Source organism: Mesorhizobium sp. LNHC252B00 (assembly GCF_000502955.1).
In the GTDB taxonomy this organism is placed as follows: Bacteria; Pseudomonadota; Alphaproteobacteria; order Rhizobiales; family Rhizobiaceae; genus Mesorhizobium.
Map to the genome: position 1 here is coordinate 210,647 of NZ_AYWO01000007.1, position 21,901 is coordinate 232,547.

At 62.3% G+C, this 21,901-nt stretch carries 23 protein-coding genes, 2 pseudogenes and 1 riboswitch; of the genes and pseudogenes, 16 read left to right on the forward strand and 9 right to left on the reverse strand.

Going from position 1 to position 21,901, the window contains the following annotated elements; all coding sequences use genetic code 11:
- Nucleotides 1–117 precede the first annotated feature (117 nt).
- The 3 genes from X744_RS157610 (at nt 118) to X744_RS157600 (ending at nt 2,603) form a co-directional block, all read left to right on the forward strand.
- Nucleotides 118–1,047 (forward strand): J domain-containing protein, encoded by a 930-nt coding sequence (locus X744_RS157610; protein ID WP_023759104.1) that lies wholly within the window; start codon nt 118–120, stop codon nt 1,045–1,047.
- Nucleotides 1,048–1,153: 106 nt separating this feature from the next.
- Nucleotides 1,154–1,972, forward strand: coding sequence for an enoyl-ACP reductase FabI (gene fabI, locus X744_RS157605; RefSeq protein ID WP_023759105.1), 819 nt, complete (start codon nt 1,154–1,156; stop codon nt 1,970–1,972).
- Nucleotides 1,973–2,015: 43 nt separating this feature from the next.
- Nucleotides 2,016–2,603: a histidine phosphatase family protein gene (locus tag X744_RS157600; RefSeq protein ID WP_023759106.1), complete on the forward strand. Its 588-nt coding sequence runs from the start codon at nt 2,016–2,018 to the stop codon at nt 2,601–2,603.
- Nucleotides 2,604–2,615: 12 nt separating this feature from the next.
- Here X744_RS157600 and X744_RS157595 read toward each other — a convergent pair whose 3' ends face one another.
- Nucleotides 2,616–2,876, reverse strand: a complete 261-nt coding sequence (locus X744_RS157595) for a DUF1344 domain-containing protein (protein WP_023759107.1) — start codon at nt 2,874–2,876, stop codon at nt 2,616–2,618.
- A gap of 102 nt (nt 2,877–2,978) precedes the next feature.
- Nucleotides 2,979–3,149 (reverse strand): hypothetical protein, encoded by a 171-nt coding sequence (locus X744_RS1000000173640; protein ID WP_156938534.1) that lies wholly within the window; start codon nt 3,147–3,149, stop codon nt 2,979–2,981.
- A 3-nt stretch (nt 3,150–3,152) separates the two neighbouring features.
- Here X744_RS1000000173640 and aroC point away from each other — a divergent pair, with 3 nt between their 5' ends.
- Together aroC and ribB are read left to right on the forward strand one after the other, a co-directional pair.
- Nucleotides 3,153–4,262: a chorismate synthase gene (gene aroC, locus X744_RS157590; protein WP_023759108.1), complete on the forward strand. Its 1,110-nt coding sequence runs from the start codon at nt 3,153–3,155 to the stop codon at nt 4,260–4,262.
- Between the two features lie 102 nt (nt 4,263–4,364).
- Nucleotides 4,365–5,376: pseudogene (gene ribB, locus X744_RS01000000169590) on the forward strand (3,4-dihydroxy-2-butanone-4-phosphate synthase).
- 41 nt (nt 5,377–5,417) lie between these two features.
- On the opposite strand, the gene X744_RS157585 reads toward ribB, so the two are convergent.
- The gene (locus tag X744_RS157585; RefSeq protein WP_023759109.1) at nt 5,418–6,641 is read right to left on the reverse strand and encodes an MFS transporter; all 1,224 of its coding nucleotides are present in this window, start codon (nt 6,639–6,641) and stop codon (nt 5,418–5,420) included.
- A 121-nt stretch (nt 6,642–6,762) separates the two neighbouring features.
- Between X744_RS157585 and X744_RS157580 the strand changes: the two genes are divergently transcribed.
- Together X744_RS157580 and X744_RS01000000169595 are read left to right on the forward strand one after the other, a co-directional pair.
- Complete coding sequence (locus X744_RS157580; protein ID WP_023759110.1) at nt 6,763–7,368, forward strand: TetR/AcrR family transcriptional regulator; 606 nt, start codon at nt 6,763–6,765, stop codon at nt 7,366–7,368.
- Between the two features lie 353 nt (nt 7,369–7,721).
- Nucleotides 7,722–8,705 (forward strand): annotated as a pseudogene (locus X744_RS01000000169595) (hypothetical protein).
- Here the strand turns inward: X744_RS01000000169595 and bluB are convergent.
- Nucleotides 8,706–9,452 (reverse strand): 5,6-dimethylbenzimidazole synthase, encoded by a 747-nt coding sequence (bluB, locus tag X744_RS157575; RefSeq protein WP_023759111.1) that lies wholly within the window; start codon nt 9,450–9,452, stop codon nt 8,706–8,708.
- Nucleotides 9,453–9,499: 47 nt separating this feature from the next.
- Nucleotides 9,500–9,680, reverse strand: a riboswitch (cobalamin riboswitch).
- A 121-nt stretch (nt 9,681–9,801) separates the two neighbouring features.
- On the opposite strand from bluB, the gene X744_RS157570 reads away from it, so the two are divergent.
- The 6 genes from X744_RS157570 to X744_RS157545 all read left to right on the forward strand — a co-directional run bounded on the left by X744_RS157570 (nt 9,802) and on the right by X744_RS157545 (nt 14,797).
- Nucleotides 9,802–10,728 (forward strand): histone deacetylase family protein, encoded by a 927-nt coding sequence (locus tag X744_RS157570; protein ID WP_023759112.1) that lies wholly within the window; start codon nt 9,802–9,804, stop codon nt 10,726–10,728.
- A 3-nt stretch (nt 10,729–10,731) separates the two neighbouring features.
- Nucleotides 10,732–10,983 carry an exodeoxyribonuclease VII small subunit gene (locus X744_RS157565; protein ID WP_023759113.1) on the forward strand — a complete coding sequence of 84 codons (252 nt, stop codon included), beginning with the start codon at nt 10,732–10,734 and terminating at the stop codon, nt 10,981–10,983.
- A gap of 98 nt (nt 10,984–11,081) precedes the next feature.
- Nucleotides 11,082–11,348 (forward strand): DUF2277 domain-containing protein, encoded by a 267-nt coding sequence (locus X744_RS157560; protein WP_023759114.1) that lies wholly within the window; start codon nt 11,082–11,084, stop codon nt 11,346–11,348.
- 38 nt (nt 11,349–11,386) lie between these two features.
- Nucleotides 11,387–12,307, forward strand: coding sequence for a pirin family protein (locus X744_RS157555; RefSeq protein WP_023759115.1), 921 nt, complete (start codon nt 11,387–11,389; stop codon nt 12,305–12,307).
- Between the two features lie 142 nt (nt 12,308–12,449).
- Nucleotides 12,450–14,363 carry a 1-deoxy-D-xylulose-5-phosphate synthase gene (dxs, locus tag X744_RS157550; RefSeq protein ID WP_023759116.1) on the forward strand — a complete coding sequence of 638 codons (1,914 nt, stop codon included), beginning with the start codon at nt 12,450–12,452 and terminating at the stop codon, nt 14,361–14,363.
- 149 nt (nt 14,364–14,512) lie between these two features.
- Complete coding sequence (locus X744_RS157545; RefSeq protein WP_023759117.1) at nt 14,513–14,797, forward strand: hypothetical protein; 285 nt, start codon at nt 14,513–14,515, stop codon at nt 14,795–14,797.
- Between the two features lie 107 nt (nt 14,798–14,904).
- Here X744_RS157545 and X744_RS157540 read toward each other — a convergent pair whose 3' ends face one another.
- Both X744_RS157540 and X744_RS157535 read right to left on the reverse strand, forming a co-directional pair.
- On the reverse strand, nt 14,905–16,053 hold the full coding sequence (locus tag X744_RS157540; protein ID WP_023759118.1) for a GNAT family N-acetyltransferase: 1,149 nt from the start codon (nt 16,051–16,053) through the stop codon (nt 14,905–14,907).
- Nucleotides 16,050–17,045 (reverse strand): sterol desaturase family protein, encoded by a 996-nt coding sequence (locus tag X744_RS157535; protein WP_023759119.1) that lies wholly within the window; start codon nt 17,043–17,045, stop codon nt 16,050–16,052. The genes X744_RS157540 and X744_RS157535 overlap by 4 nt, the downstream gene beginning before the upstream one ends.
- Nucleotides 17,046–17,321: 276 nt before the next feature.
- Here X744_RS157535 and X744_RS157530 point away from each other — a divergent pair, with 276 nt between their 5' ends.
- Together X744_RS157530 and X744_RS157525 are read left to right on the forward strand one after the other, a co-directional pair.
- Nucleotides 17,322–18,086, forward strand: a complete 765-nt coding sequence (locus X744_RS157530) for a TlyA family RNA methyltransferase (protein WP_023759120.1) — start codon at nt 17,322–17,324, stop codon at nt 18,084–18,086.
- Nucleotides 18,083–19,324 carry a class I SAM-dependent RNA methyltransferase gene (locus X744_RS157525; protein WP_023759121.1) on the forward strand — a complete coding sequence of 414 codons (1,242 nt, stop codon included), beginning with the start codon at nt 18,083–18,085 and terminating at the stop codon, nt 19,322–19,324. Before X744_RS157530 ends, X744_RS157525 begins: the two co-directional genes overlap by 4 nt.
- A gap of 2 nt (nt 19,325–19,326) precedes the next feature.
- On the opposite strand, the gene X744_RS157520 is transcribed toward X744_RS157525, so the two are convergent.
- On the reverse strand, nt 19,327–19,716 hold the full coding sequence (locus X744_RS157520; protein WP_023759122.1) for a type II toxin-antitoxin system VapC family toxin: 390 nt from the start codon (nt 19,714–19,716) through the stop codon (nt 19,327–19,329).
- Nucleotides 19,703–19,978: an AbrB/MazE/SpoVT family DNA-binding domain-containing protein gene (locus X744_RS1000000171985; RefSeq protein ID WP_084025384.1), complete on the reverse strand. Its 276-nt coding sequence runs from the start codon at nt 19,976–19,978 to the stop codon at nt 19,703–19,705. The genes X744_RS157520 and X744_RS1000000171985 overlap by 14 nt, the downstream gene beginning before the upstream one ends.
- 199 nt (nt 19,979–20,177) lie before the next feature.
- Here X744_RS1000000171985 and X744_RS157515 point away from each other — a divergent pair, with 199 nt between their 5' ends.
- The gene (locus tag X744_RS157515; RefSeq protein WP_023759124.1) at nt 20,178–20,462 is read left to right on the forward strand and encodes a hypothetical protein; all 285 of its coding nucleotides are present in this window, start codon (nt 20,178–20,180) and stop codon (nt 20,460–20,462) included.
- A 25-nt stretch (nt 20,463–20,487) separates the two neighbouring features.
- Here the strand turns inward: X744_RS157515 and tldD are convergent, their stop codons facing one another.
- Nucleotides 20,488–21,900: a metalloprotease TldD gene (gene tldD, locus X744_RS157510; protein WP_023759125.1), complete on the reverse strand. Its 1,413-nt coding sequence runs from the start codon at nt 21,898–21,900 to the stop codon at nt 20,488–20,490.
- Nucleotide 21,901 lies beyond the last annotated feature (1 nt).

A 21,901-nucleotide genomic window follows, 5' to 3' on the forward strand; every position in this document is an offset into this window, starting at 1 on the left:
TTTGGAACAAGCTATGATCTTCCGCTTTTGATATGCTGCTCGAGCACTGGAATTTCTTCCTATGCGAGCGCATATAGGGAGCAACCAGAGACTCAACTCTTCTCCAGGGCAGTAAGCATGCGCGACCCCTATGAGGTGCTGGGCGTTGCCAAGAACGCATCGGCCAAGGACATAAAATCGGCGTATCGGAAACTCGCCAAGAAGTATCATCCGGATCAGAATCCGAATGATCCCAAGGCGAAGGACCGATTTGCCGCGGCCAACCAGGCCTACGAGATCGTCGGCGACGAGAAGAATCGTGTCGCTTTCGATCGCGGCGAGATCGACGCCGACGGCAAGCCGCGATTCCAGGGCTTCGAGGGCGCTGCCGGTGGTGGCGATCCCTTCGGCGGATTTCGCCGGCAGCAAGGGCCTGGCGGTTCGCGATTCGAATTCCGCTCCGGCCGCCCGGGCGGCGATCCGTTCGACGGCAACAGCGACATCTTCAGCCAGATTTTCGGCGATGCTTTTTCTGGCGTACGTGGCGCCGGGATGGGAGATCGCCGCCAGCCCGCGACCGCTGCCGATCTGAACGTGACGCTCGACGTTACCATCGAGGAGGCGGCGACCGCCGAAAAAGTGACGGCGATATTCCCCGACGGCCGCAAGGTGGCCGTCAAATTGCCGGCCTATGTCGAGGATGGCCAGACCATCCGGCTGAAGGGGCAGGGCGAGCAAGGGCCAGGCCTGCCGGGCGACGCGCTGGTCAAGATCCATCTTCGCCGGCATCCGCGCTACCGCATCGAGGGCCGCGACCTGCACGCCGATCTGCCGGTGACGCTGGCGGATGCCGTGCTCGGCGCCAAGGTTCCCGTCGATACACCGACCGGCCGGCTCGCGGTCAACATCCCCGCCTGGTCGAGCTCCGACAAGGTCCTGCGGCTGAAGGGCAGGGGCCTGCCGGAAAAGGCCGGCGGCCACGGCGATCTCTACGCCCATGTCCGGATCATGCTGCCGGAGGGCGGCGATAGCGCACTCGAAGCGCTGTTGCGCAGTCAAAAAGGCTGATCGGCGGCTCTTGTCCCCCGAACTGTCCAGTTTGAGCGCTTGAAGGGGCTCTGTGCCTGTGCGATAGGGCACTCCACAAAGCAGAAATCTTGCGGAGAGCGCTCACATGGCGGGTGGACAGGGCCTAATGGCCGGCAAGCGCGGCCTTATTCTTGGCGTCGCCAACAACAGGTCGATCGCCTATGGCATCGCCAAGGCCTGTGTCGACCACGGCGCCGAGATCGCGCTGACCTATCAGGGCGAGGCATTCAAAAAGCGTGTCGAGCCGCTGGCGGCGGAACTGGGCGCCTTTGTCGCCGGCCATTGCGACGTGACCGATCCGGCGAGCCTGGACGAGGTTTTCGCCAATGTCGCCAGGCACTGGGGCAAGCTTGATTTCCTCGTCCACGCCATTGCCTTCTCCGACAAGGACGAACTGACCGGCCGTTATGTCGAAACGACGCGCGACAATTTCCTGCGCACCATGGACATTTCGGTCTATTCCTTCACCACCATTGCCAAGCGCGCCGAGGCGCTGATGGCCAATGGCGGCTCGCTGCTGACCCTGACCTACTACGGCGCCGAAAAGGTGATGCCGCATTACAACGTCATGGGTGTCGCCAAGGCGGCGCTCGAGGCCAGCGTGCGCTACCTGGCCGTCGACCTCGGCGCAAAGAAGATCCGCGTCAACGCCATCTCGGCTGGCCCGATCAAGACGCTTGCCGCTTCCGGCATCGGCGATTTCCGCTACATTCTGAAGTGGAACGAGTATAATTCGCCGCTGAAGCAAACGGTGACGCAGGAGGAAGTCGGCGATTCCGGCGTTTATTTCCTGTCCGATCTGTCGCGCGGCGTCACCGGTGAAGTGCATCACGTCGATTCGGGCTACCACGTCGTCGGCATGAAGGCGGTCGATGCGCCTGATATCTCGACGGTCAAGGACTAACCCACCAACCGTCATCCGTCCCGATCCCGCACCGGAAGACTTGATGTACCCGCTGGTTTATATCGTGCGCCACGGCCAGACCGCGTGGAACGCCGAGTTCCGGCTTCAAGGCCAGGCCGATACCGATCTCAATGCTCTTGGCCGCGAGCAGGCGACCCGAAACGGTCGTCGGCTAGCCGAACTGGTCCAAAATCCCGAAGATTTCGATTTCGTCGCCAGCCCCATGAAACGGACGCGCGAAACGATGCAGCGCATCCGCGTCGCGATGGAGCTTGATCCAGGCGCCTATCGAACGGATCCACGCCTCGTCGAAGTCAATTTCGGTGATTGGCAGGGATTTACCTTCCCCGAGCTCGAGGCGCGATATCCCGGAGCGGGCAGGACGCGCGCTCTGGACAAATGGAACTTTCGGCCACCCGGCGACGGCGCGGAGAGTTACCAGATGCTGCTCGAACGCGTGAGGCCATATTTCGACGCGATCGAACGCCAGACGATCTGCGTTACCCATGGCGGCGTCATGCGCGCCTTGTTTCGCTTCGTGCTCGATGTGGCAGAGGACGAGGCGGCGAACCTGGAAATACGGCACGATCGTTTGCTCAAGCTCGAAGGCAAGAGCCTGGAGTGGCTTTAGGGCACCAATTCCCTAGTTCGTGTCGCTGTCCGGTAACTGCATATCGGTGACGACATTCTCGCCATTGTTCACGTCATAAGCGATGACGATGTCCATGCCCGGCTTCAGCGCGTCGAGATCGGTCTCGGCATTCAGCTTGTAGGACTTGCCGTCATCCAACGTCAGCGTCAGCGCGTCCTTGTCGACCTTCTTGATCAAACCTTCGGTCTGGCCAGCGAAAGCAGCGGTTGAAAGCAGCAGTGTGGCGGCAATGGCGCCAATCAGGGTACGCATAGTCGTTCCTCTTTGTCATTGCACCGGCATGGCGGCGGGCGTTCAACGGCGGATGGAGCAGAGCAGAAACCAACCGAATGTGTCAAAACTAAATCCGCCAGATCACAGTTTGACCCCTGTGAAAAACGCCAATAGAAGCAGACTACAGCGCCGCGCGGCCTCATGGACGCGCAAAGGACGCTGTAGCACTTTTGATTGCGCATGATCCTTTCCGAACATCGCTTCGATTTCGGGGTCATGCGTCAAGCCGGCTCCGCTGCCGGGCAGGGTCATTCTATGTCTCACAACACGTTCGGTCACCTTTTCCGCGTCACCACCTGGGGTGAAAGCCATGGCCCGTCGCTCGGCTGCGTCGTCGATGGTTGTCCGCCCGGCATCCGCTTCACCCAAGCCGAGATTCAGGCTGAACTCGACAAGCGTCGGCCGGGACAGTCACGTTTCGTGACGCAACGTCGCGAACCAGATGAGGTGAAGGTGCTGTCCGGCTTCATCCTCGACGAGGACGGCGAGACCATGATCACCACCGGCACGCCGGTGTCGATGCTGATCGAGAATGTCGACCAGCGCTCGAAGGATTATGGCGAGATAGCCCGCCAATATCGGCCCGGCCATGCCGATTACACTTATGACGTCAAATACGGCGTGCGCGATTATCGTGGCGGCGGCCGCTCCTCGGCCCGCGAGACGGCCGCGCGGGTGGCAGCCGGTGCCTTGGCGCGCAAGGTTGTGCCCGGCGTGGTGGTGCGCGGCGCGCTGGTGTCGATGGGCGAAAAATCCATCGACCGCGCCAACTGGAACTGGAATTTCATCGGCGACGCGGAAAATCCGTTCTTCACCCCTGATCCGGCTTCCGTTTCGGTCTTCACTAGATATCTCGACGGCATCCGCAAGGCGGGGTCCTCGGTCGGCGCGGTGATCGAGATCGTCGCCGACGGCGTTCCGGCAGGCCTCGGCGCGCCGATCTACGCCAAGCTCGACCAGGACATCGCGTCTGGCCTGATGTCGATCAACGCCGTCAAGGGCGTCGAGATTGGCAACGGCTTTGAGGCCGCCCGCATCACCGGCGAGCAGAATGCCGACGAGATGCGCATGGGCAATGACGGCAAGCCGGTGTTCCTGTCCAACAATGCCGGCGGTATCCTCGGCGGCATCTCGACCGGCCAGGCGATCGTCGCCCGTTTCGCCGTCAAGCCGACCTCCTCGATCCTGACGCCGCGAAGATCGATCGACAAGGACGGCCACGACGTCGAGATCATGACCAAGGGCCGCCACGATCCATGCGTCGGCATCCGTGCCGTGCCGATCGGCGAGGCGATGGTTGCCTGCGCCCTTGCCGATCATTATCTGCGTCATCGAGGACAGACGGGAAGGGGAATAGGGGAATAGGGGACTATGTTGCGCTCTTAGCCCGGCCAGCCAAATCTTTTTGCATTTCCCTACTCCCGTACTGCCCTACTCCCTTATTCCCTGCGAGCGAAGCGAGCATTTATGCCTTACGACCAGAAGAAAATCGTCGAAGCCCTGCGCGCTTTCGAACGGGGCGAGATCGTCGTCGTCATGGACGATGACGGGCGCGAGAACGAGGGCGACCTGATCGTCGCCGCCGTCCACTGCACGCCTGAAAAGATGGCGTTCATCGTTCGCCACACCTCGGGCATCGTCTGCACGCCGATGCCGCGCGAGGAAGCCAAGCGGCTGAACCTTGCGCCGATGGTCGCCGACAATGATTCGGCCCACACCACCGCTTTCACGGTCAGCGTCGATTTCAAGCATGGCACCACCACGGGCATTTCGGCCGACGACCGCACGCTGACCGTGCGCAACCTCGCCAACGGCAATGTCGGCGCCTCCGATTTCGTCCGCCCAGGCCACATCTTTCCGCTGATCGCGCGCGAGGGCGGCGTGCTGATGCGTTCGGGTCATACCGAAGCGGCGGTCGATTTGTGCAAGCTCGCCGGCCTGCCGCCGATCGGTGTCATTTCCGAACTGGTCAATGACGACGGCACCGTCAAGCGCGGCCCGCAGGTCGCGGCCTTTGCCGAGGAGCATGGCCTGAAGCAGGTTTCGGTCGCCGACCTCATNCACGCTGCCCTGGGACTCCATGCATCACGTTGCCATCGTCTTCGGCGACATCCGTGACGGCGAGGACGTGCCGGTGCGTCTGCATTCCGAGGATGTGGTGACGGATGTCTTCGGCACCAGCCATCGGCTCGACGCCATCATGAAGGCGATGGGCGAGCGCAGGCGCGGCGTTATCGTCTATCTGCGCGAAGGCTCTGTCGGCGTCGCCCATCAGGAGCGCAAGCGGCCGGCGAGCGGCGACCGCGAGGATCACGAAGAGGCCCGCCGCCGCGAAAACGAGTGGCGCGAGATCGGGCTCGGCGCGCAGATCCTTAAGGATCTCGGCATTTCCTCGATCAACCTGATCGCCTCGCGCGAACGCCACTATGTCGGCCTCGAAGGTTTTGGCATCCATATCGCCAAGACCGAGATTCTCTGAGCGCTGGCCGGTAGCTCCCGGCCTTAACCCAGGCCCGTCGATCATTCCGCAGGAATGGCGGCGGTTTCGCACCCGTCCATGTCACATTCTCGCGTAGCAAGGCTGCGCTGGCCAAGCAGCACCGTGGCCAGCGCGATTGTGCCTGAAGCAACCGAGACCCAGAACCCGTTCTGAGCGCCGAATGCGTCCACCACCGCACCGGCGGCGAAGGAACCAAGAGCCATGCCGATGCCGATCCCGGTCATCACCCAGGTGATGCCTTCGGTCAGCATTGCTTCCGGCACGTGTCGTTCAATCAGGCCGAAGGCGGTTATGAAGGTCGGCGAGATCGCCACGCCGCTGATGAACACGGTCAATGCCAGCAGAGGCACCGTGTCGGCGGTGAGCGGCAGCAGCGTGCCGAGCGCGACGAGGGCGACTGCGATGGCCAGCTGGCGTTGCAGCGGTGCTTGCAGGTTGAGTGCGCCGACGATGATGCCCAGCACGAACGACCCGAGCGCATAGACGCCGATGACCAAGCTCGCGGCCGCCAGTTGCCCAAGCTCTTTGGTGATCGCGACGGTGCTCACTTCCGTCGTCGCGAAGGTTGCGCCGACGAAGATCAGGGCGAAGGTGATGATCTGAACCGGTCGCAGGCGGATTGCGGAGCCGCCAGAGCCCTGTTCCACCGGTCGCACTTGCGGCTCGGTCGAGCGTTGCAGGATGAAGGCTATTGATCCCAATGCGAGAAATAACGTGCTCGCCACCATGCCCGCTTCCGGGAACAGCGCGGCACTCAGGCCCACCGACAGCGATGCACCCGCTATGTAGACCAGTTCGTCGGCCGCCGACTCGAAGGCGAACGCGGTGTTCATCTGAGGCCGCCCGCGAAAAATCTCGGTCCAGCGCGCGCGCACCATTGCCGGTATGCTGGGCATCGCCGCCGCCAGCAGTGCCGACACGAACAGCATCCACACCGGCCAGTCTTGATTGGCGGCCGCAACCAATACGACGAAAGCCAGCACCGAAATGATGGTGGTGGGCACTACGATCCGCGTCTGGCCAAGGCGATCCACCAGTCTCGATATCTGCGGCGCCAGGAAAGCGTTGGCGAGCGCGAATGTCGCGGCGACGGCGCCGGCCAGCCAATATTCTCCGCGCGTCTGCGACAGCATTGCCACGATGCCGATTGGCGCCATGGCGATCGGCAGGCGCGCTATGAAGCCCGCGGCGGCAAAGCCCTTGGTTCCGGGGGCACGAAAGATCTCCACATAGGGATTTTGCATGGGTTGGTTCCTCGACAAAGCACGATTCGACATTTACATACGGTGCGTATGAATATCAAATAGCGCATACGCGACGTATGTCAATTGGCATACGATGCGTATGTGAATAGGGCCGGTAGCCATGCACAAGCCTCGCAAGGAGATGATCGCCGAGACACGCGCCAAATTGATCGCGGCCGCCCGCCATGCCTTCGGCACGATCGGCTATTCGGAGGCCTCGATGGATGACTTCACCGCCTCAGCCGGACTGACGCGCGGCGCGCTTTATCATCACTTCGGCGACAAGAAGGGCCTGCTGCAGGCGGTTATCGCCGAAATCGATGGGGAGATGGCGGCGCGCATCAATGAGGTCGCGTCGAGAGCGCCGACCCGTTGGCAGCAGTTCGTCGACGAATGTTCGACCTATATCGAGATGGCGCTGGAGCCGGAAATCCAGCGCATCATGTTCCGGGATGGCCCGGCCGTTCTGGGCGATCCGGCACAATGGCCGAACGCCAATGCGTGCATCGCTTCAATGACCGGCCATCTGACGGCGCTTCAGGAGGAGGGGGTCGTCGTCTCCAGCCTCGACCCCGAAACTGCCTCGCGGCTGATCAACGGCGCGAGCAGTCAGGCGGCGCAGCGGATCGCCAATTCGAACGACCCCGAAGCGACCTCGAAGAAGGTGGTCACGGCGTTCAAGCAACTGCTCGAAGGCCTGCTCAAAAGGCCGGGTCAACCGAGTTGAAATCCCATTGGTGGCTTGGCGCCACGGTAGGGCTCCGAACTCAGGTTAGCAAAAGACCTGACGACAGCCAGTTCGGCAGTGTCGGCAGCTTTTGTGCCGGCAGCTTTTCACGATAGGAATTTTTTCTTGACTCCGTGACCTCAGCTATGGTACATATTCGCTCATGGTGCTGATTTGCGCCAGTGACCCGCCGCGCAGGCGGGTTTTTCGTTTCCGCCAGCCTACGCGCCGGCGAAGGCTCCCAAGGAACCTGTTAACCCGAGTTCGTTGCCCTGTGGGCGCCACGGCCGGCAATTGACAATCGCCGGGTTGGGTTCATCCTTTCTCACCATCTCTGAGGGGAGATTCGGGACATGTGGGATTTCGATATCGGCAGGTCGGTGTCCATCATGATGCGGACCTGGCCGTTCATTGTCTTTCGCATGATCGTCTATTTTGGCATCACGCTGGCCTACATCATGGCGACCGGCACGGGCGCCTCTGTCGGCTATGGCGTCGGTCATATCTCCACCGATCCCGACGGGCCGCTGTCGTTTGCCCTGTGGGGCGGCGTGGTCGGCTTCGGCATCGTCTCGATCGCCGTCTACTAGATTCGCGAATACATCCTCTATGTCGTCAAGGCCGGTCACATCGCCGTCATGGTCCATCTGATCGACGGTCGCGACATTCCGGGTGGCCAAGGCCAGGTCGCCTACGCCAAGGATATCGTTACCCAGCGTTTCGCGGAGGCCAACATCCTTTTCGTCGTCGACCAGCTGGTCAAGGGCGCCATCCGCGCCATCACCGGCCTGCTTGGCGGCATCGCCGCTTTCCTGCCGATCCCGGGCCTGAGCGGCCTCGTCTCCTTCATCAACACGGTGATCCGCCTGTCGCTGACCTATGTCGATGAGATCATCCTCGGCTACAACATTCGCATTAATTCATCCTCGCCGTTCGAGACGGCGCGCCAGGGCGTCGTGCTCTATGCCCAGAATGGCAAGGTCATGGTCAAGAATGCCGTCTGGCTGGCGGTCATCATGTGGGGCGTATCATTCCTCATTTTCTTGCTCATGCTGGCCCCGGCCGCCGCCATTCTTTTCCTGATGCCCGGCCAGCTCGCCGACTGGGCCTTCGTGCTCGCCATCGTCTTCGCCTGGGCCTTCAAGGCGGCGTTCATCGAGCCCTTCGCCATCGCTTGCCTGATGCAGGTCTATTTCAAGACCATCGCGGGCCAGGTGCCAGATCCGGCCTGGGACACCCGGCTGGCGGAGGCGTCGTCGAAGTTCAGGGAACTCAAGGACAAGGCGCTGGCCTCCTTTGGCGGCTCGCCCTGGGGACCGGCCGGCGCGACACCCTGATCAGCGAGGGCGCGACGGCGCGGCAGAAACGGTGTTGAGGCGCGCCACGGTCGATTTGAGCAGCACTTCACCTTGCCCGGAAAACGTCTCGCTCATGATCAGTTCCGGCAGCGGCAGCCGCCGTCCCCAGCCATGCGTTTCAAGGTCAGGTTTTGGCGCGAACTCCGAGACGCGGCCGACGCAGAGATAGGCGACCGGGGTCACATGCTCCGGAATAGAAAGCAGGCCTTTCAGCGCTTGCGCCTCGATGATGCTGACCCAGCCGACACCGACGCCTTCGGCGCGCGCCGCCAGCCAGAAATTCTGCACCGCGCAGACCGTGCTATAGAGGTCCATCTCCGGATTGTGCGAGCGTCCCAGTGGCGAACCCTTCGAACGCTCGCGATCGCAGGTGATGCAGATGTTGAGCGCGCTTTCGCAAATGCCTTCCAGCTTGAGTTTGCGGTAGAGCGCCTGCCGCTCTTCCGCAATGGCCGGCAGTTCCTGCTGGCGCGCCGCCAGGAACAGGTCGCGCACCTTTTCCCGTCGCTCGGCATCGCGAATGACGATGAAGTTCCAAGGCTGCATGAAGCCGACCGACGGCGCGTGATGGGCGGCAAGCAGCAGCCGCGCCAGCACCTCATCGTCGAGCCCGGTGGGCAGGAAATGGCTGCGGACGTCGCGCCGCGTGAACATGGCGCGATACACCGCATCGCGCGCATTCTGCTCAAATCCATCGCCAACAGCAGCGGTCATGTGTTCCGGCATCGCTTGTCCCCTTGCGATTGCAATCGATGCCAACCGCCTGACCATGCGGATGACGATGCCTGCCAGGCCGGTCTTCTGGCTCGGGATCAACCCGCGTCCGGTGCCTTCCCGTCATCGACAGTGGCATATACCGGCGCGGTCCCCCTTACAGCGTTGGGCACGCCACGGAATTCAACCGTGTTCCCGATTCTCCCGCTTGCGGCGGGCACCAGGCAGTGTCACGGACCTTACGCCGAAGCGCGGACGACGCCAATGCCTGCAGCGACGCGAATGGACGCAGGCGCGATTTTCCCCAGTCATCGGCCGCCGGTGCATGGCCTTTGCCGATCCGGGTCACTAGATTAGGACGATGGCTACCCGTCTCTATACCCATCCGATCTTCCTTGAGCACCTCACGCCGCCCGGCCATCCCGAGCGGCCGGACCGCTTGCGCGCCATCGAGCGCGTGCTGGACGACGAGGCTTTTGCCGCGCTCGATCGTATCCAGGCGCCGGAAGGCGACGAGGCCACCATCCTCTATGCTCATCCCGCCGATTTCGTCGCCCGCGTGCGCGCCGCCATTCCCGACGAGGGAATCGCCCGCATCGACGCTGACACCACCGCCAGCCCGAAGAGCTGGCAGGCGGCGATCACCGCAATCGGTGCGGCCAACGCCGCCGTCGACGACGTCTTTGCAGGCCGCGCCGACAATGTCTTCGTCGCGGCGCGGCCGCCCGGCCACCATGCCGAAAAAACCACGGCGATGGGTTTTTGTCTGTTCAATACGGCGGCGATCGCGGCGCGTTATGCGCAGAAGAAGCATGGTATCGAGCGTGTTGCCGTCGTCGACTGGGACGTGCATCACGGCAACGGCACGCAGGATATTTTCTGGGACGATCCGTCGGTGCTCTATTGTTCGACGCACCAGATGCCGCTCTACCCCGGCACCGGCGCGAGGAACGAAACCGGTGCCGGCAACATCGTCAACGTACCGCTGGCGCCGCAGACCGGCAGCGAGGTGTTTCGCGATGCCTTCCTGTCGCGCGTGCTGCCGGCGCTCGACAATTTCGCGCCCGACCTGATCATCATTTCGGCCGGGTTCGACGCACATCACCGCGATCCGCTGGCCGAGATCAACCTGACCGAGGACGATTTCGACTGGGCGACCGGCCAGCTGATGCAGCGCGCCGCGCGTCACAGCGGCGACCGGCTCGTCAGCCTGCTCGAGGGTGGCTACGATCTGCAGGGATTGGCATTTTCGGTCGCCGCCCATGTCGGGCGACTGATGAAAGGATGAATGATGGCTGGTGAGATCAACGAAGATGTCAAGGAGATGAGCTTCGAACAGGCCCTCGACGCGCTGGAAAAGATCGTCGATGATCTTGAGCGTGGCGACGTGCCGCTCGATCAGTCGATCAAGATCTATGAGCGCGGCGAAGCGCTGAAGGCGCATTGCGACCGGCTGCTAAAGGCAGCCGAGGACAAGGTCGAGAAGATCAGGCTGTCGCGTGACGGCAAGCCGGTTGGAACGGAGCCGCTCGACGCGGACTGAGGCACGCAGCCGTCTCACCGACTTTTGGACACGATCATGATTGAGCATAGAGTTCGTCTTGATTGAAACGGCTCAGGACAAGAGGAGATACGGAAACGATGTGCAGAAACATCAAGACCCTGTTCAATTTTGATCCGCCCGCGACCAACGACGAAGTCCGCGACGCGGCACTTCAGTTTGTCCGCAAGCTGAGCGGAACGACGCGGCCTTCGAAGCAGAATCAGCATGCCTTCGACCACGCGGTCGAAGCCATCGCGGCATCGGCGCGCGAACTGCTCGATTCACTCGAAACTCATCAGCATCCTCGCAATCGCGAGGAAGTGGCGGCCAAACTAAGGGCGAAATCGGCGATCCGGTTTGCCTGAAGCGTCCAGGCTGCCTCTGGCGCTGACAAGGAGAGTGCATGAGCTTCTTCCCGGGGAAAGACCCAGAGGCCGGCGACGCCTTCGCCAGCGACCAGATCGAACTGATGGTCATCCCCAACGCCAAGGATATTGGCGGTTTCCAGGTGCGCCGCGCCCTGCCGACCGCCAAGAGGCGGTTGGTCGGCCCGTTCATCTTCTTCGACCGCATGGGCCCGGCTATCCTGCGCGCCGGCCAGGCGCTCGACGTACGCCCGCATCCGCATATCGGTCTGTCGACGGTCACCTATCTGTTCGACGGCAATATAAGGCATCGCGATTCACTCGGCACCGAAATGGTCATCCAGCCCGGTGACGTAAACCTGATGACCGCCGGCCGCGGCATCGTCCATTCTGAGCGCACCCCTGAAGAAATGCGCGGCGCGCCGATGTCGATTTCGGGCTTGCAGACCTGGTTGGCGCTGCCGGACGGCAAGGAAGACGTAGCCCCAGTTTTCGAGAACACCACAGCACTCCGGTTGCCCGAGATCGACGCCGAGGGCGTTAGCGGCCGCATTGCCATTGGTGATTTCCAAGGGCTGCGATCCCCGGTCAGGGCCGACACAGAGACACTCTATGCCGATCTGCGCCTGGCGCCAGGCGCCAGCGTGAAGATCCCCGCCGATGCGGAAGAACGAGCCATCTACACACTGGAAGGCGAGGTCTCGATCTCGGGCGACGCTTTCCCGGCCGAACGGCTGCTGGTGTTTCGGCCCGGTGACGAGATCGTCGTATCGTCGCAGACCGGCGCGCATTTCATGCTGTTCGGCGGCGCTTCGCTCGGCTCGCAGCGCTACATCTGGTGGAATTTCGTCTCATCGTCGAAGGAACGCATCGAGCAGGCCAAGCACGAATGGAAGACGGGACGTTTCGATATTGTTCCCGGAGACGAGGAAGAGTTCATTCCGCTGCCGGAAAGCTGATGCATTCGCCCGAAAGTGACCCGGTTCTGGGAGAACGGCATGCATCAAACCAAGGACCGCAGCCCGATCCGCGTCACTGACGTGCATTTACATTCTCCGGCCGGCGGCCTATTTCGCCAATGAACAGAAAGCCTGAGCACCCGTGAACGCAACGCCGCATACGCCGCTTCTCGACAAAGTCCGCATCCCAGCCGACCTGCGCACGCTTGCCGAAAGCGAGCTGCCGCAATTGGCAGCCGAGCTTCGCGCCGAGCTGATCGATGCCGTCTCCCACACCGGCGGCCATCTTGGCGCCGGCCTTGGCGTGGTCGAGTTGACGGTGGCGCTGCACTATGTCTTCAACACCCCCGATGACCGGCTTATCTGGGACGTCGGCCATCAGGCCTATCCGCACAAGATCCTGACCGGCCGCCGTGACCGCATCCGCACATTGCGCCAGGAAGGGGGCCTGTCGGGCTTCACCCGCCGCGCCGAGAGCGAGTACGATCCCTTCGGCGCCGCCCACTCCTCGACATCGATTTCGGCCGGCCTCGGCATGGCTGCCGCTCGCGATCTCTCCGGCGGCCGCAACAATGTCATCGCTGTCATCGGCGACGGTGCGATGTCTGCCGGCATGGCCTACGAGGCGATGAACAATGCCGGCGCGCTCGATGCGCGGCTGATCGTCATCCTCAACGACAACGACATGTCGATCGCGCCGCCGACCGGCGCGATGAGTGCCTATCTGGCGCGTCTGGCTTCGGGCAAGGCCTATATCGGCCTGCGCGATTTCGGCAAGAAACTGACGTCCTATCTCGGCAAACGCGCCGACCGCGCGATCACAAGGGCGGTCGAGCACGCACGCGGCTACGTTACCGGCGGCACGCTGTTCGAGGAGCTCGGTTTCTATCACATCGGCCCGATCGACGGTCACAATCTGGAGCATCTGATCCCGGTCCTGAAAAATGTCCGCGACAATGGCGAAGGCCCCGTGCTGATCCATGTCGTCACTCAGAAGGGCAAGGGCTACGCGCCGGCGGAAGCCGCCGCCGACAAATATCACGGCGTCAACAAATTCGATGTCATCACCGGCGCGCAGGCCAAGGCGCCCGCCAACGCGCCTGCCTACACCAAGGTGTTCGCCGAAAGCCTGGTAAGGGAAGGCCGCGAGGATGACCGTATCGTTGCCGTCACCGCTGCCATGCCGAGCGGCACCGGCCTCGACCTGTTCGGCGAGGCATTCCCGTCGCGGACCTTCGATGTCGGCATCGCCGAACAGCACGCGGTGACCTTCGCAGCCGGCCTTGCCACCGAAGGCTATAAGCCGTTCGCGGCGATCTATTCGACCTTCCTGCAGCGTGCCTACGACCAGGTCGTCCACGACGTCGCCATCCAGAAATTGCCGGTGCGGTTTCCCATCGACCGGGCTGGTTTCGTCGGAGCCGACGGCGCCACCCATTGCGGCGCTTTCGACACCACCTTCCTGGCAACCTTGCCGGGGTTTGTCGTCATGGCCGCTGCCGACGAGGCGGAGCTGCGCCATATGGTGCGCACCGCGGCGAGCTATGATGACGGCCCGATCGCCTTCCGCTATCCGCGCGGCAACGGCGTCGGCGTGGACCTGCCGGAGCGCGGCTCGGTTCTCGAAATCGGCAAGGGCCGCATCCTCAAGGAGGGCACCAAGGTAGCACTGCTGTCCTTCGGCACGCGACTGCAGGATTGTCTGATCGCCGCCGAGGAGCTGGGTGCGGCGGGGCTTTCCACCACGGTCGCCGATGCCCGTTTCGCCAAGCCGCTCGACGAGGATCTGATCCGCCGGCTGGCCCGCTCCCATGAGGTGCTGGTGACGGTGGAGGAGGGCGCCGTCGGCGGCTTTGCCAGCCACGTGCTGCAGTTCCTCGCCCACGAAGGCCTCCTGGAAAGCGGCTTGAAGGTGCGTCCGCTGGTGCTGCCCGACGTGTTCACTGACCACGCCAAGCCGGAAAAGATGTACGCCGATGCCGGGCTCGACGCGGCCGGCATCGTGCGCACCGTGTTCGTCGCGCTCGGGCATATGGTTCGCGCTCAACGCGCCTGAATTAAAGTCTCAACGACTTGAATCAGTTGGCCGGCCCACGACCTTAACGCGTTGTTTACGCTGCCGTTTGGCCTTTCGCTTACCGTCTCTCTTGGTCGTTTTTCAACGGCGCCCTGCTAAACCGTTGACCAGGCAGGGAGACAACAACAATGAAAACGCTTCTGTGCGGCGTAGTGCTTTGCATCGTCATCGTCGCGCCGGCCGCCGCCGAAACGCGCTACGATCGCAGCCTCGAAAAGGCGGCCATGAGCATCATCGCCGGCAAGATGGGCGATATCCGCGGCGGCTTTTCCTACAAGCAGGTGCCGCAGCTGGTGGTCGTGCCGGGCGTAGTGCCGGCCATGAGCGAACGCCCACGCGAGGAAGCCACGGGCAAGCCGGACGACGATCTGTCGCCCGCCGTGGAACGGCAGGTCTCGCGAACCATTTTCTAAATTGGAGGCCGGTGGGCCTGGAGTTGCTTAAGAAGGCACGATGGGTGTCGGTCCATCGGCAGATGCCTTTCCATGACGCTTGCCGTTATGCAGCCGATCTGAAAAGACTATTCTTCGGCCAGCTCCGCTTGCTTCGACGGCTTCTCGGAGCGCCATGATTTCGCGGCGTTGCGGGCGCGGTCGGCCAAGATGGCGAGGCGTCCGCGCAGGCTTCGCCCACCCATCACTGATGACAAGATCACCGAATGCGTCGAAAAGCGGCGCTTGAAATCCTCGCCGCCGCAGAGAAAGTCGACCGTGGTCAAGCCCTGGTCAAGCGACCACTGGATATAGTCCATCATCAAGACCATGCCCGGCGAGGCCCGCTCGAAGGACGGGTCATAGGTCGTGACGAAAGCCATCATCGTCCCGCGCTGCTCGAAATTGATCGAGACGGCGATGATCGCGTCGTCACGTTCGAGCACGAAGATGCGCAGCAATCGGAGCTCGGCCAGGACGGAGACGAGTGCCGCCAGAGCGGTGGAGCCTTCGTCGAAGAGATCCGAAGCGCGGCCGTGCTTTGCCAGCCACAGCCGCTTCAGCGCCGCGACGCGCTCGAGCACCTGCTCGCGGTCTTCGTGCGCATCCATCAGGCGGAAGCGCAGCTTGCCGCCTTCCTCCATGAATTTGCGGCCACGGCGGTAGTTTTGCCGGGTTTTTTTCGATTGGCTTTCGAACCATTGCGCGCCGCCTTGCCAGGTGCCAGCGACACGATGGCTGATCTCGCTGCGGTGGTTTGGCTGCAAGATCGTGCCGCGGCCTGGGACGGCGGAACCGAGCAGGGCGTGGAATCGGGCATCCGGCAACAAACGATTCAGATAAACGAGGTCGAAGCCACCATCGTCGAGAATGCGTTGCCAGAGTTGCGATAGAATCAACGGGTCGCAGTCGGGGGCGAGCAACACGTCGCCGTAATCGCTGTGATCCTTCGCCGCCCATTCCAGGATACGGACACCGGAGCGCTTGAAGGTCGCAAGTGCAATGACGGCCTCAAGCCGCTTGCCGCTCCAGACCAACCCGATCCTGAGGCCGCGCCGGTCCTGATGCGGCGTCGTGCGCCACCAGGCCGAGATCCAGTCCGGATGCTGGAAAACAAGGCCGCCGGCGCGTTGCCAGAGCGCCGTCCAGGCCGGCGCTATTTCTGCCAGGCGCGCGGCCGAAGTCGCGACTTCGATATGGTGCGTTTGCGGCAGCCGGCACACGACGGGCCCGTTCAAGGCTCCCCCCTTTGCGGCGATTGCCGTGACTCGGGCTTTTCAGTGCGGAGGTATCTTGCGATCAGCCGCCAAATCCGCTTCAGCGGCAGGATATAGAGGCCTGAGAGCGACTGGTAGTCGCGCACGTTGCGTTCGATCAAACCGAACTTGAAGTCCTCGTCCGGTCTGGGAACGCATAGCGTTCCGAACAGCCGGTCCCAGAACGAGAAGAGCAGCCCGAAGTTCTTGTCGTAGTGGCGCGGGTCCGTGCTGTGGTGCAACTGATGCCAGTGCGGGCATAAGATCAGGTTGTTCAGCGGCCCAAACGAAATCTTGAAATGCGTGTGCCTGACGAAATCCATCATCAGGATGTTGCGTATGATGTAGACGTTGACGCCGAAGATCGTCAGTTCGACGAGGTTCAACGCGACCAGCGACCAGATGCCGAAGCAGATGCCGGGAATGACGCCGTCCCAAGCCCGGTTCATCAATTCGTCGAGCGGGTGGACGCGGTCCTTGGTTATGCCGACCATCACCTCGGCCGAATGGTGCACCTTGTGCAGTTCCCAGAGCACCGGATAGCGATGCTGGGCGACGTGATAGAGATAGTAAGAGATGTCGTAGGCGAGCAGCATTGTGATGGTGAATATCGTTACCGTCACCGGTCCTGCCGGACCGTCGATCAGAGGCGATTGGATCGGAAGGAAGGTCGTGAGTAGCCAGTTCGTCGCATAACCGACGGCGCTGACGAAGACGATGCCGGCAGGCAGCATGAGGAACGGCATCAGGGCCTTCCTCGTCACCCAGAACAGAAGGTCGGCTCTCGCCGAGGGATGAGTGACGACCTCGTGCGGGATCGCGAACTCGAAGAATTCTTTCCAGCTCTTTTTCTCGACCGTGCGCCAATAGGCGACGAGGGCGCTGACCAAAGCGGTCAGCAACAGAAGTCCGGTCGCCAGCAGACCGGCGCCGGAAATCCGGTCAAGCACCTTGTAGACGATTTCGCTGGCCATTTCCAAGATTGCCGCCTCTTCATCCCGTTTTGCGGGCTGTCGCAGTCATAACATTTTAGTCCTCAAGCAAGTGCGACGAGAACTGGTTAACGATCCATGAAATTTCCGGTGGCTTAAGACGAGAGAATTTCTGTCATGCCCATCTTCCTTGAAGTTGAGGCGCGTGATTGCCCAAGCACGAAGCGCCGTTTGCAGATCATTGTCGGAGGCGACATGCTTTCCTTCAATGCCGGGCAGTGCCCTTGCCATCGTCGTCGGCTTTCGCCATGAAGGCCGATGAATTCGCCTCTGCCAGCCAGCGCCCGCCAGCGGCTTGACGACCTGCTCGTCCAACGCGGGCTGTTTGCCAGCCGCTCGCGTGCCCGCGACGCGGTCGAACGCGGCACGGTGACTGTCGACGGCGTCCTTGCCCGCAAGCCTGGTCAGAGCGTTTCGCCGCAATGTCTCATCGCCATCGACGACCCGGCGCAAGGCTATGTGTCGCGCGCGGCGCTCAAGCTGATCGGCGGGCTCGACCATTTCGGCCTCGATCCCGCCGGCTGTGAGGCACTCGACATCGGCGCCTCGACAGGCGGCTTTACCCAGGTCCTGCTGGAGCGCGGCGCTGCTCATGTCACCGCCATCGATGTCGGGCATGGTCAGGTGCACCCTGATGTCGGGGGAGACCCGCGTGTGACGGTGATCGAAGGCCTGAACGCCCGCGATCTCACCGCCGCCGATCTTGGCGGTCGTATACCGGATTTCATTGTCTCCGATGTCAGCTTCATCTCGCTGAAACTGGCGATGCCGCCGGCGCTTGGCCTTGCGAAGGCTGGCGCCAAGGCCATGTTTCTGGTCAAGCCCCAATTCGAGGCTGGTCGCGAAGCGATCGGCAAGGGTGGTCTGTTGAAAGATCCCTACGACGCCTCCCGTGTCGCCGGCCTGTTGCAGGATTGGCTCGATGCCGTCCCCGGCTGGCGGGCGCTGGGGCTGCATTTGTCACCGATCGAGGGCGGCGACGGCAATCGCGAATTCTTGCTCGGTGGGATCAAGGATCGATGAGCGCGCGCTTCACCATCAGTAAACTTGGCGCTCAGGGGGACGGCATCGCCGAGACCGAGACAGGCGATCTGTTCATCCCTTTCACATTGCCCGGCGAAACGGTCACCGCTTCGCGCGAAAGGGATCGCGCCATGCTGGTGGCGGTGCTGGAAGCCTCGCCGTTGCGCATCGATCCCGCCTGCCGCCATTTCACCGAATGCGGCGGCTGCGCCCTCCAGCATTTCGAAGCCGAAGCCTATCGCCAGTGGAAACGCGAAAAGGTGGTGCACGCCTTGAAGGGTAAAGCAATCGATTGCGAGATCGGTGAACTGGTCGCCTGCGCGCCGCACACGCGCCGCCGTGTGGTGCTTGCCGCCCGGCGCACGGACACAAGCATGCTGCTCGGCTTCCATCGCCATCTGTCGCCGGAGATCATCTCCATCGAGGAATGCCCGATCTCGCTGCCGGAGATCGTCGCCGCGCTCGATCGCTTGAAGGCACTCGCCGAATTGGTCTGTGCCACCACCAAATCGTTCCGCATGACCGTCACCGTGACCGGTTCAGGCCTCGATGTCGCCGTCTATGAATCAGGCAAACTGGGCGAGAACCAGCGTCGGGTCGCTTCCAATTTCGTCATGGCCCAGGGATTTGCGCGGCTTTCGATCGACGACGAGATCATCATAGAGCCAAAAAAGCCGACGGTCATGTTCGGCGGCGTTGCCGTCGCCATTCCGCCTGGCGCCTTCCTGCAGGCCACCGAGGCCGCAGAACAGGCGATGGCCGGTATCGTCGGTGGACATCTGAAGCGTGCCAAGAAGGTGGCGGACCTCTTCGCCGGTTGCGGCAGCTTTGCCTTGCGGCTGGCGACCAAATCCGAAGTCCACGCGGTGGAGGGTGATGCGGCAGCCCTTTCGGCGCTCGACCGGGGGTCACGCTTCGCCACCGGCCTGAAGCGGGTGACGGCTGAACGCCGCGATCTGTTCCGCCGGCCGCTGACGTTCAAGGAATTGAATGGCTTCGACGGCCTGGTGTTCGATCCCCCACGGGCGGGTGCCGAGGATCAGTCGAAGCAGATCGCCCGCTCGGATGTTCCGTACGTCGCCGCGGTATCCTGCAATCCGGTGACGCTCGCGCGGGATTTGCGTATCCTCATCGACGGCGGTTACACCTTGAAAAGCGTGACGCCGATCGACCAGTTCCTGTGGTCGCCGCACGTCGAGGCGGTGGCGCTGCTGGAGAAGCCGAAACGGCGACGGTAGCGTTATGCTTCTTGCACGTTTTCAAGCCCAGTTGCTTTCGCGGCCTTGACGAGCTTGCGGTCGAAGGTCGCGAAGCCCGTGCAGTGCGCAGATTTGCCCAGATGCAAGGCATCCGCGAAATCCATTCCCGTCTGGGCTAGGTCGAGGGCGAAAGAGACAGTCGCGGCTTCCTCTACCTCAACGGTTGCGAGCCCGCCGAAACCCCGTAGCGCTCGGATGATTTCGGTCTGATCGTAGCCATAGGCACTACGCAGTACCCATTCGGCTTCCAGGATCACCGTAACGGCAACAAAGACCGGTCGAGTATCGATCAGCTGTCGAGCGCGTAGGGACTGCTCAGGGTGGTCGCCCGTCAGGTAACGAACGACGACATTGGTATCAATCGCGAGCATGGTGTCGCCGCGCCTCTGCGAGCACGCCCGCGTCCATTTCTTCCAGAGTCTTTGGTTCGCCCCTGTGTGGAAGAGAGCCAAACACATCTTCTGGCCGCGTCTCGGCAAAAGCTCGCGCCGGCGTTAAAAGGACGCCTTCCGGCGTGTCTTCGACCTGTAGGCGTGTTCCGGCACCCCACTCTCTCCGTTTCCGGATTGCGCTGGGCAGGATGACTTGTCCCTTGGTCGAGACGATAGTCGTGAGCTTTTCCGGAGCACCCACAGAAGCCTATTCCTAATGTAAGACAATCGTAAGATAGCGCGAGATGACATCGATTTCAAGGCTATGAAGCTTGCAAAGCCGGAGTCGTCCCACTCTGCGAGCACGACGGTTGCGAAGCTTGTGGGGATCAGCGCCGTCATTGTTGAGCTTGCCGCTAAAAGCGGGCAGATTGCACCGCGGAATTAGGGGGGACTGAAAAATGATTTCACCAGGATTCGTTGCCGAGATTTTGGGCGCAGCTCTCATGATGGCGCTCACGGGTGCGCTCGTCGCCTGGATCTTGCGAAAGATCACTCGAATCGGGTTATTGCCATCTTATGCACTTGGCATCGCGGCCATGACGTTTGTCGCAGCTGCGCTGTATGTCTCCGGCCACGACGGAACAGTCGACTACCTGAGTGCTTGGATCAAATATGCGATCGGTGGCGTCATTGGCTTCTTGATTCTCTACGCGACTTCGCGCCGTTCTATCAGCAAGGCATAACGGCTCGGCCAGAGGGGCCGATCGATCAAACCCGCGTGCCGCCGACGGTCATCTGGTTCATGCGCAAATGCGGCTGGCCGACGCCGACAGGCACGCCCTGTCCGGCCTTGCCGCACATGCCGATGCCGGTGTCGAGCTTCATGTCGTTGCCGATCATCGCAACGCGATGCATGGCGTCCGGCCCGTTGCCGATCAGCATGGCGCCCTTGATCGGCTGCGTCACCTTGCCGTTCTCGATCATGTAAGCCTCGGTGCAGCCGAAGACGAATTTGCCTGAGGTGATGTCGACCTGGCCGCCGCCGAAGGAGACTGCATAGATACCGTTCTTCACCGAAGCGATGATTTCGTCCGGCTCCATGTCGCCTGCCGTCATGTAGGTGTTGGTCATGCGCGGCATCGGCTGGTGGGCATAGCCTTCACGCCGGCCGTTGCCGGTCGCCTTCATACCCATCAGCCGGGCGTTCTGGCGATCCTGCATGTAGCCGACCAATTTGCCGTCGTCGATCAGCACATTGCGGGCCGAAGGCGTGCCTTCGTCATCGACAGTGAGCGAGCCGCGCCGCTCGGGCATGGTGCCGTCGTCAACGACGGTCACTCCCTTGGCGGCGACCTGCTGGCCCAGCAGGCCGGCGAAGGCCGAGGTCTTCTTGCGGTTGAAGTCGCCTTCCAGCCCATGGCCGACAGCCTCGTGCAGCATGACGCCCGGCCAACCGCTCGACAGCACGATGTCGAAGGTGCCGGCCGGCGCCGGTATCGCCTCGAGGTTGACGAGGGCTTGCCGGAGCGCCTCCTTGGCGGCGTGCTTCCAGCTGTCCTCGACCAGGAATTCGCCAAAGGCCTTGCGGCCACCCATGCCGTAGGAGCCGCTCTCCTGGCGGTCGCCATTGCCGACCACGACAGAGACGTTGATGCGGACCAGCGGGCGGATATCGCGCACCACCTGGCCGTCGGCGCGCACGATCTCGACATGTTGCCAGGAGGCGGCAAGCGAGGCCGAAACCTGGCGCACGCGCGGATCCTCGGCGCGCAGCCACGCGTCGATCTCCTGCAGCAGCTTTGCCTTGGTCTCGAAGGAAGGCGAGGGGATAGGGTTCTCCTCGCCATAGAGATGGCGGTTGGTGCGGGCGGGTGCGGCGGCAAGCGTGCCGGAATAGCCGCCCTTGACGGTTGAAACGGCGTCGGCCGCGCGCAGCAGCGAGGCCTCGGAAAGATCGCTGGAATGCGCGTAACCGCTGGCTTCGCCGGCGACGGCACGCAGACCAAACCCCTGGTCGGTGTTGAAATTGGCGGTCTTCAGCCGGCCATTGTCGAACATCAGCGCTTCGCTTTCGCTGTATTCGAGAAACAGCTCGCCGTCGTCGGCGCCGTTGATGGTCTCAGCGACGATTTGCTTGATGCGATCGTCTGAAATGTCGAATTGGCCGATCAGGCTGTTCATG

What these genes read in the sequence shown, in the direction of transcription:
- X744_RS157610 (WP_023759104.1), top strand. Translation starts at nt 118, where the DNA reads ATGCGCGACCCCTATGAGGTGCTGGGCGTTGCCAAGAACGCATCGGCC.
- fabI (WP_023759105.1), top strand. Translation starts at nt 1,154, where the DNA reads ATGGCGGGTGGACAGGGCCTAATGGCCGGCAAGCGCGGCCTTATTCTT.
- X744_RS157600 (WP_023759106.1), top strand. Translation starts at nt 2,016, where the DNA reads ATGTACCCGCTGGTTTATATCGTGCGCCACGGCCAGACCGCGTGGAAC.
- X744_RS157595 (WP_023759107.1), bottom strand. Translation starts at nt 2,876, where the DNA reads ATGCGTACCCTGATTGGCGCCATTGCCGCCACACTGCTGCTTTCAACC.
- X744_RS1000000173640 (WP_156938534.1), bottom strand. Translation starts at nt 3,149, where the DNA reads ATGACCCTGCCCGGCAGCGGAGCCGGCTTGACGCATGACCCCGAAATC.
- aroC (WP_023759108.1), top strand. Translation starts at nt 3,153, where the DNA reads ATGTCTCACAACACGTTCGGTCACCTTTTCCGCGTCACCACCTGGGGT.
- X744_RS157585 (WP_023759109.1), bottom strand. Translation starts at nt 6,641, where the DNA reads ATGCAAAATCCCTATGTGGAGATCTTTCGTGCCCCCGGAACCAAGGGC.
- X744_RS157580 (WP_023759110.1), top strand. Translation starts at nt 6,763, where the DNA reads ATGCACAAGCCTCGCAAGGAGATGATCGCCGAGACACGCGCCAAATTG.
- bluB (WP_023759111.1), bottom strand. Translation starts at nt 9,452, where the DNA reads ATGCCGGAACACATGACCGCTGCTGTTGGCGATGGATTTGAGCAGAAT.
- X744_RS157570 (WP_023759112.1), top strand. Translation starts at nt 9,802, where the DNA reads ATGGCTACCCGTCTCTATACCCATCCGATCTTCCTTGAGCACCTCACG.
- X744_RS157565 (WP_023759113.1), top strand. Translation starts at nt 10,732, where the DNA reads ATGGCTGGTGAGATCAACGAAGATGTCAAGGAGATGAGCTTCGAACAG.
- X744_RS157560 (WP_023759114.1), top strand. Translation starts at nt 11,082, where the DNA reads ATGTGCAGAAACATCAAGACCCTGTTCAATTTTGATCCGCCCGCGACC.
- X744_RS157555 (WP_023759115.1), top strand. Translation starts at nt 11,387, where the DNA reads ATGAGCTTCTTCCCGGGGAAAGACCCAGAGGCCGGCGACGCCTTCGCC.
- X744_RS157545 (WP_023759117.1), top strand. Translation starts at nt 14,513, where the DNA reads ATGAAAACGCTTCTGTGCGGCGTAGTGCTTTGCATCGTCATCGTCGCG.
- X744_RS157535 (WP_023759119.1), bottom strand. Translation starts at nt 17,045, where the DNA reads ATGGCCAGCGAAATCGTCTACAAGGTGCTTGACCGGATTTCCGGCGCC.
- X744_RS157530 (WP_023759120.1), top strand. Translation starts at nt 17,322, where the DNA reads ATGAATTCGCCTCTGCCAGCCAGCGCCCGCCAGCGGCTTGACGACCTG.
- X744_RS157525 (WP_023759121.1), top strand. Translation starts at nt 18,083, where the DNA reads ATGAGCGCGCGCTTCACCATCAGTAAACTTGGCGCTCAGGGGGACGGC.
- X744_RS157520 (WP_023759122.1), bottom strand. Translation starts at nt 19,716, where the DNA reads ATGCTCGCGATTGATACCAATGTCGTCGTTCGTTACCTGACGGGCGAC.
- X744_RS157515 (WP_023759124.1), top strand. Translation starts at nt 20,178, where the DNA reads ATGATTTCACCAGGATTCGTTGCCGAGATTTTGGGCGCAGCTCTCATG.
- tldD (WP_023759125.1), bottom strand. Translation starts at nt 21,900, where the DNA reads ATGAACAGCCTGATCGGCCAATTCGACATTTCAGACGATCGCATCAAG.